This window comes from Stenotrophomonas sp. Sm10 (genome assembly GCF_030985515.1).
Taxonomy (GTDB): domain Bacteria; phylum Pseudomonadota; class Gammaproteobacteria; order Xanthomonadales; family Xanthomonadaceae; genus Stenotrophomonas; species Stenotrophomonas hibiscicola.
On record NZ_JAPTFO010000131.1, the window covers coordinates 1 to 6,171 of the forward strand.

A 6,171-nucleotide genomic window follows, 5' to 3' on the forward strand; every position below is an offset into this window, starting at 1 on the left:
TGACCCGGCCATGCTGAAAGTGGGTCAAGCCTGCTTCCAGCAGGCTTGACCACGAACATAGGATCTCGGCTCTACAGATTCCGCCTGTAGCGGCGGATTGGTCGGCATCTGTATCTATTGAAGTGACTGAATCGGGATTACGGTGGAAACAGATTCCTCTCCCCCGAGCCCACCGTGCCCACCGCCCTGCCCCTGCGCCTGCTGCAACTGATCACCGGCCTGTTCCTGTACGGCTTTGGTGCTTCGCTGATGATCCGTGCCGCCATCGGCGTGGCGCCGTGGGATGTGCTGTCACAGGGCATCGCCGCGCAGACCCCGCTCTCGTTTGGCCTGGCCACCAATGTGATTGGCGCACTGGTGCTGCTGCTGTGGTGGCCGCTGCGGCAGAAGCCGGGCGTCGGCACCGTGCTCAACGTGATGCTGATCGGTCCCTCCGCGCAGTTCGGGCTGTGGCTGCTGCCGCCGGCCGTCGGCCTTGGCTGGCAACTGACGATGTTCTGCGCGGGCATGCTGCTGGTGGCATTGGCCACCGGCCTGTACATCGGCGCCCGCCTCGGCCCGGGTCCACGAGATGGCCTCATGACCGGCCTGCATGCCCGCACCGGCTGGGCGATCTGGAAGGTGCGCAGCCTCATCGAAGGCAGCGTGCTGCTGCTGGGCTGGTGGCTGGGCGGCAACGTCGGCCTCGGCACCCTCGCCTTCGCCTTGCTGATCGGCCCGCTGTGCGGCGTCACCCTGGGCTGGTTCGGGATCGGCCGCCGCCCGGTCGTGCCGACCGCAGGCCGACAACCACAATCGCCCTGAGTTGACCCGAATGCCGGCCAGCGGCCGGCACTACCGCCCCCCCGAGTTCGGGGGCAGCGCTGCAGGCGCGATCCAGCGGCCCTTGCCCCGGCCGCCATTTCGCGGCACGCTTCGCGCTTCCGTACGCAAGCGTATCGACCATGTCGCCAGCCAACGAAAGCGCCTATCCCCATCTGTTCGCCCCGCTGGATCTGGGCTTCACCCAGCTGCGCAACCGCGTCCTGATGGGCTCGATGCACACCGGACTGGAAGATCGCGCCCGCGACTTCCCAAGGTTGGCGGCCTACTTCGCCGAACGCGCCGAGGGCGGCGTTGGCCTGATCGTCACCGGCGGCTTCGCACCGAACGTGGTGGGCTGGCTGAAGCCCTTTGGCGGCAAGTTGTCCTGGCCCTGGGAGGTACGCCCGCACCGGCAGCTCACCGCCGCCGCGCACCAGCACGGCGCGAAGATCTGCCTGCAGCTGCTGCACGCCGGCCGCTATGCCTATCACCCGCTGTCGGTGGCACCGTCGAAGCTGAAGGCGCCGATCAACCCGTTCACCCCGCGCGCGCTGTCGGCCAGTGGCGTCGAGCGGCATATCGCCGACTACGCGCGCAGCGCGAAGCTGGCCCGCGAGGCCGGCTACGACGGGGTGGAGGTGATGGGCTCGGAGGGCTACCTCATCAACGAGTTCATTGCCCCGCGCACCAACAAGCGCTCCGACCGCTGGGGTGGCGACGCCAACCAACGCATGCGCTTTGCAGTGGAGATCGTGCGCCGCATCCGCGAGGCCTGCGGCCCGGACTTCATCATCATCTACCGCCTGTCGCTGGTCGACCTGGTGGACGACGGCAGCAACTGGGACGAGATCGTGCAGCAGGCGCAGGCCATCGAGGCGGCTGGCGCGACGATCATCAATTCCGGCATCGGCTGGCACGAGGCGCGCATTCCGACCATCGCCACCTCGGTGCCGCGTGCGGCCTTCGCCGGTGTCACCGCCAAACTGAAACCGCATGTGACGCTGCCGCTGGTGGCGACCAACCGCATCAACATGCCCGACGTCGCCGAACGCATCCTCGCCGGCGGCGGCGCCGACATGGTGTCGCTGGCACGTCCGCTGCTGGCCGACCCGCAATGGCCCAACAAGGCCCGTGCAGGCCGCGCGGAAGCGATCAATACCTGCATCGCCTGCAACCAGGCCTGCCTGGACCACGTGTTCGAGAACAAGCTGGCCAGCTGCCTGGTCAATCCGCGCGCCGCGCACGAGACCGAACTGGTCTATCGCCCCACCCCCGCGCCGAAGAAGGTTGCCGTGGTCGGCGCCGGCCCGGCCGGCCTGGCCTGTGCCACTGTCGCGGCCCAGCGTGGCCACCAGGTCACCCTGTTCGATGCCCACGATGAGATCGGCGGCCAGTTCAACGTGGCCAAGCGCATCCCCGGCAAGGAAGAGTTCCACGAAACCCTGCGCTATTTCCGCCACAAGCTGGCCGAAACCGGCGTGCAGCTGCGCCTGAACACCCGCGCCGACGCGTCCAGCCTGGCCGGCTTCGACGAGGTGGTGCTGGCCACCGGCATCACCCCGCGCAAGGTCAGCTTCCCCGGCGCCGACCACGCCAAGGTGGTCAGTTATCTGGACGTACTGCTGGGCCGCGTCGAAGTGGGCGCCACTGCCGCGATCATCGGCGCCGGCGGCATCGGCTTCGACGTCGGCGAATTCCTCAGCCACGCTGGCGAGTCGCCGTCGCTGGACCCGCAGCGCTGGATGGCCGAATGGGGCGTGGACGCCAGCTTCGAGGCACGCGGCTCGCTGGGCCGGCCCGAGGTCGAGCCGTCACCGCGGCGCCTGTGGCTGCTGCAGCGCAGCCCCGGCAAGCCCGGCGCGCGACTGGGCAAGACCACCGGTTGGATCCACCGCGCCACACTGAAGGCCAAGGGCGTGCGCATGCTCGGTGGCGTCGAGTACCTGGGCGTGGACGATCAAGGCCTGCGCATCCGCGTGGAAGGCAGCGAACAGTTGCTGCCGGTAGACCATGTGGTGATCTGCGCCGGGCAGGAACCGAACCGCGCATTGCAGGCCGAACTGCAGGCCGCCGGCATCAACGCGCAGCTGATCGGCGGTGCCGACGTGGCCGCCGAACTGGACGCGAAGCGGGCAATCGACCAGGGCAGCCGGGTGGCCGCCACGCTCTGATGAGCGCCTGAATGGGGGACGGAATGTGATTTCCGTCACCTCCGTCGAACCTGAATGTCAAGCCGGGCGGTTCACGATGCGTTCGGCTATTCCCCCCTACCTTGCGCCATCTTTCCGCTCACCAGCCAGTTTCCGGTGAGCTGGCGTGGCCCCACCGATCAGTACTGATCGATTCTTTTTGGGGCTGCCCACGGGGCGGCCCCGATGGCCGCCTCCCCATGACGCCAAGTCGTACCCCGCCTCCTGTCGCCCCCGCGGCCGGAACCGGAAGGTGCGGCCCATACGGAGCAAGGAGTTATATGAAACTGGCCTGGATTCTCTGGCTGTCGCAGTTGTTGCCGCAGCCGGCCGCTGATTCACTGTGTCTGAGCACCACCGTTTACCTGGAAGCCCGCGACCAGACCCTGCGCGGCCAGCAGGCCGTCGCCGAGGTCGCCCTGCGTCGCCTTGACAGCGGCCTGTGGGGCGACTCGATGTGCCAGGTCGTCACCGCGCGCAAGCAGTTCGCACCGACCATCGTCTCCCCCGGCACCCAGCTGGGCAATGACGCGGCGTGGAGCGAGGCGATGAACGTCGCTTTCGACGCCGAGCGCAACTGGGCGCTGCCGGCCGGCGAGCGCCGCGAGATCGTGCCCGGTGCCAGCCACTTCGCCGCGCTGTCCATCGCCAGCCCGAACTGGCGCAATGCCTACCAGGTGGCCACCATCGGCGATCACACCTTCTATAAGGTGCAGAACCTCAAGCCGCGGCAGTCGTAACGATCCGTGCCGGCGGCAGCGTTGCCGCCTGCCGGCAGGCTCTGGGATAGTGGGCGTTTCCCGCCCGCATCACCTGGAGTTCCCATGAAGCTGTACAGCAAGCCCGGTGCCTGTTCCACCGCCGACCACATCGCCCTGCAGTGGACCGGCCAGCCGTTCGAGGTTGAACTGCTGAACAAGGACACCCTGAAGGGTCCGGAATTCCTCAAGATCAATCCGGCCGGTGCGGTGCCCGCGCTGGTCGACGGCGACTTCGTGCTGCTGCAGAACGCCGCGATCATGGGCTATATCGCCGATCGCTTCCCGCAGGCCGGCCTCGGCGGTGACGGCAGCCCGCGCCAGCGCGCCGAAGCCACCCGCTGGCTGGCCTTCGTCAATTCCGACGTGCATCCGGCCTTCTCGCCGCTGTTCGCGCCGGGCAAGTTCATCGCCGACGAGAGCCAGTTCGATGCGATCCGCGCCGCCGCGCACAAGCGCCTGCGTGGCCTGTTCGAGACCGCTGACAGGCAGCTGGCCGACAAGCCATGGCTGGCCGGCTTCCGCAGCTTCGCCGACCCGTACTTCTACATCACCCTGCGCTGGGCCGCCGGTACCAAGGTCGACCTGTCGGGCCTGGACAACCTGGCCGCCTACAAGGCGCGCATGGACGCCGATGCCGGCGTGCAGGCCGCACTGAAGGCCGAAGGGCTGGCCTGATCATGACCCGGGGTCAGAGCCGTTCGCGTGGCGGACGGGCCTGACCCCTCTGCCCTGCGCAGGCGGGGGCCGATACGCCAGGGCGTGGTCAACCGATCTGGCGGATCACTTCACCGTTGGCATCGCGCAGGTAGGTCGGCATCACTTCGATGCGCAGCGCCCCCGCCAGCGGGTAAACCCCGCGCTCGGCGCGCACCCCTGCCAGGGCCTGCAGGCCCGCCTCGTCCAGTGACCAGCGCGCGCTGTCGGCGGATACGTCCGCCGCTTCACCGCCCCCGTTCGCGACGAACTCCCACTGCCGCTCGCGGCTGACCAGTTCCAGCGATCTGCCGTGGCGCAGGCGCAAGGGCAGCAGCTCGCACACGCTGGCCACCTGGCCGGCGCCGAGCACCAGCGTGGTGACGCCCGCCTCCTGCCGCCAGTCCAACGTCTCGATGAACAGCATGCCGGTGCTGGAGCCCTCGCGCTCGCTGCCTTCCCGCACCTGCGCGGCAAGCGCCTGGTCCTCCAGCAGGTTGCCGCGGTGCAGGTCGCTGATCCACAGTGGCATTGCCGGCTGCAGTACCTGCAGCACGCCGCGCGTGGACCAGCGCTTGACCGCTTCCATCTCCTCATCGGTCAGCCCGACCAGCTGCAGGAACTGCAGGTGGCCATTGGCGGTGTCGCGTGCCGGCAACTTCGGGTCGGCAATGAACGCCAGATGGCACAGCCGCGTGTCGGTCTCCAGCGCGATCGGGCCGTTGGCATTCAGATGGTGGCCATCCTCGAACACGTTGCCGCTGGCGAACACATAACGCGCCAGGTTCTGCAGCAGGTTCATCGGCCACACCGGCGGCGTGCTGTCGGCGTTCTCAGCGGCTTCGGCGGCGAGACGGAACGTCAGCTCGAAACCATAGCCACTGGTGGCGGCATCACTGCTCTCCTTGGCATACAGCTCGGAGAAGCCGTAGGTCACGTAGTGCCAGTGGGGTACCGGCGCATCCGCCCAGTACACGCTGATGCCATCGAGCGGATCCTGGCCACCGAGCGTGTACGGAAGCGCGGTGCCGAAGTGACGTGGCTCCTGCCCGGCATACAGCGGCGCCAGCGCCGCATTGATCGCGTCCCAGCCGGGGGTATCGGTGTCGTCGTGGTCGTCCTGCACGCGGGACTCCTTGTGGGGGAAGTGAACCGATCACTTTACGCGGTGGCTCAGGCCTGCACGACCTCACCACCACCCTTGACCACGGCAGCCTGGGTTTCCTGCCACCAGCGCTGTGCCAGCGCCGGGCTGCGCGCCTTGCCCACCGCTGCCAGCAGTTCCGGGCACAGGCGTTCCAGCGCCAGCGCATCGGTGCAGCGTTCGATCTTCAACTGCATGAAGTAGCCCTTCAGGCCCAGATGGCGCCGCACCGCATCGCTCATCGCGTCGTACAGCTGCTGGTACAGCGCCGGGTCCTGTTCGCGACCGGTGCTGATGCCACGCGCCGGCACGGCCTCTGAACTTCCGCCGATCACTTCGATCAGGCCCAGCGCGGCCAGCTGCTCCAGTGCATCGGGCGGCGCACGCAGGCCTTCATACAAGCCGCGCAGTTCGGTGTCGTCACGATGGCCATCGACCATCAGCAGGATCGAGCGCAGTGCCGCCGGCAGGCGCCGGCCACGGTCTTCGATTTCCTGACGGCCAGCAGCCGTCTTGGCGTGCAGCAATGCCATTGCCTCCCCCTCCCTCGATGCGCAATGCCGGCGCGCCCTCGCGGGCG

6 protein-coding genes are annotated in these 6,171 nt (G+C 68.2%); 4 read left to right on the forward strand and 2 right to left on the reverse strand.

What is annotated here, in order from left to right:
* Positions 1–174 precede the first annotated feature (174 nt).
* The 4 genes from O0J15_RS20055 (at position 175) to O0J15_RS20070 (ending at position 4,429) form a co-directional block, all read left to right on the forward strand.
* Positions 175–804, forward strand: a complete 630-nt coding sequence (locus O0J15_RS20055; RefSeq protein ID WP_021202254.1) for a YitT family protein — start codon at positions 175–177, stop codon at positions 802–804.
* Between the two features lie 140 nt (positions 805–944).
* A complete protein-coding gene (locus O0J15_RS20060; protein WP_134730163.1) occupies positions 945–2,975 on the forward strand; it encodes an NADPH-dependent 2,4-dienoyl-CoA reductase in 2,031 nt (676 codons plus the stop codon).
* 299 nt (positions 2,976–3,274) lie between these two features.
* On the forward strand, positions 3,275–3,733 hold the full coding sequence (locus tag O0J15_RS20065) for a cell wall hydrolase (protein WP_004154513.1): 459 nt from the start codon (positions 3,275–3,277) through the stop codon (positions 3,731–3,733).
* An 84-nt stretch (positions 3,734–3,817) separates the two neighbouring features.
* A complete protein-coding gene (locus tag O0J15_RS20070; RefSeq protein ID WP_019659563.1) occupies positions 3,818–4,429 on the forward strand; it encodes a glutathione S-transferase N-terminal domain-containing protein in 612 nt (203 codons plus the stop codon).
* A gap of 88 nt (positions 4,430–4,517) precedes the next feature.
* On the opposite strand, the gene O0J15_RS20075 is transcribed toward O0J15_RS20070, so the two are convergent.
* Together O0J15_RS20075 and O0J15_RS20080 are read right to left on the reverse strand one after the other, a co-directional pair.
* Positions 4,518–5,573: a suppressor of fused domain protein gene (locus O0J15_RS20075; protein ID WP_308306184.1), complete on the reverse strand. Its 1,056-nt coding sequence runs from the start codon at positions 5,571–5,573 to the stop codon at positions 4,518–4,520.
* Between the two features lie 47 nt (positions 5,574–5,620).
* On the reverse strand, positions 5,621–6,124 hold the full coding sequence (locus O0J15_RS20080; protein WP_308306185.1) for a hypothetical protein: 504 nt from the start codon (positions 6,122–6,124) through the stop codon (positions 5,621–5,623).
* Positions 6,125–6,171 lie beyond the last annotated feature (47 nt).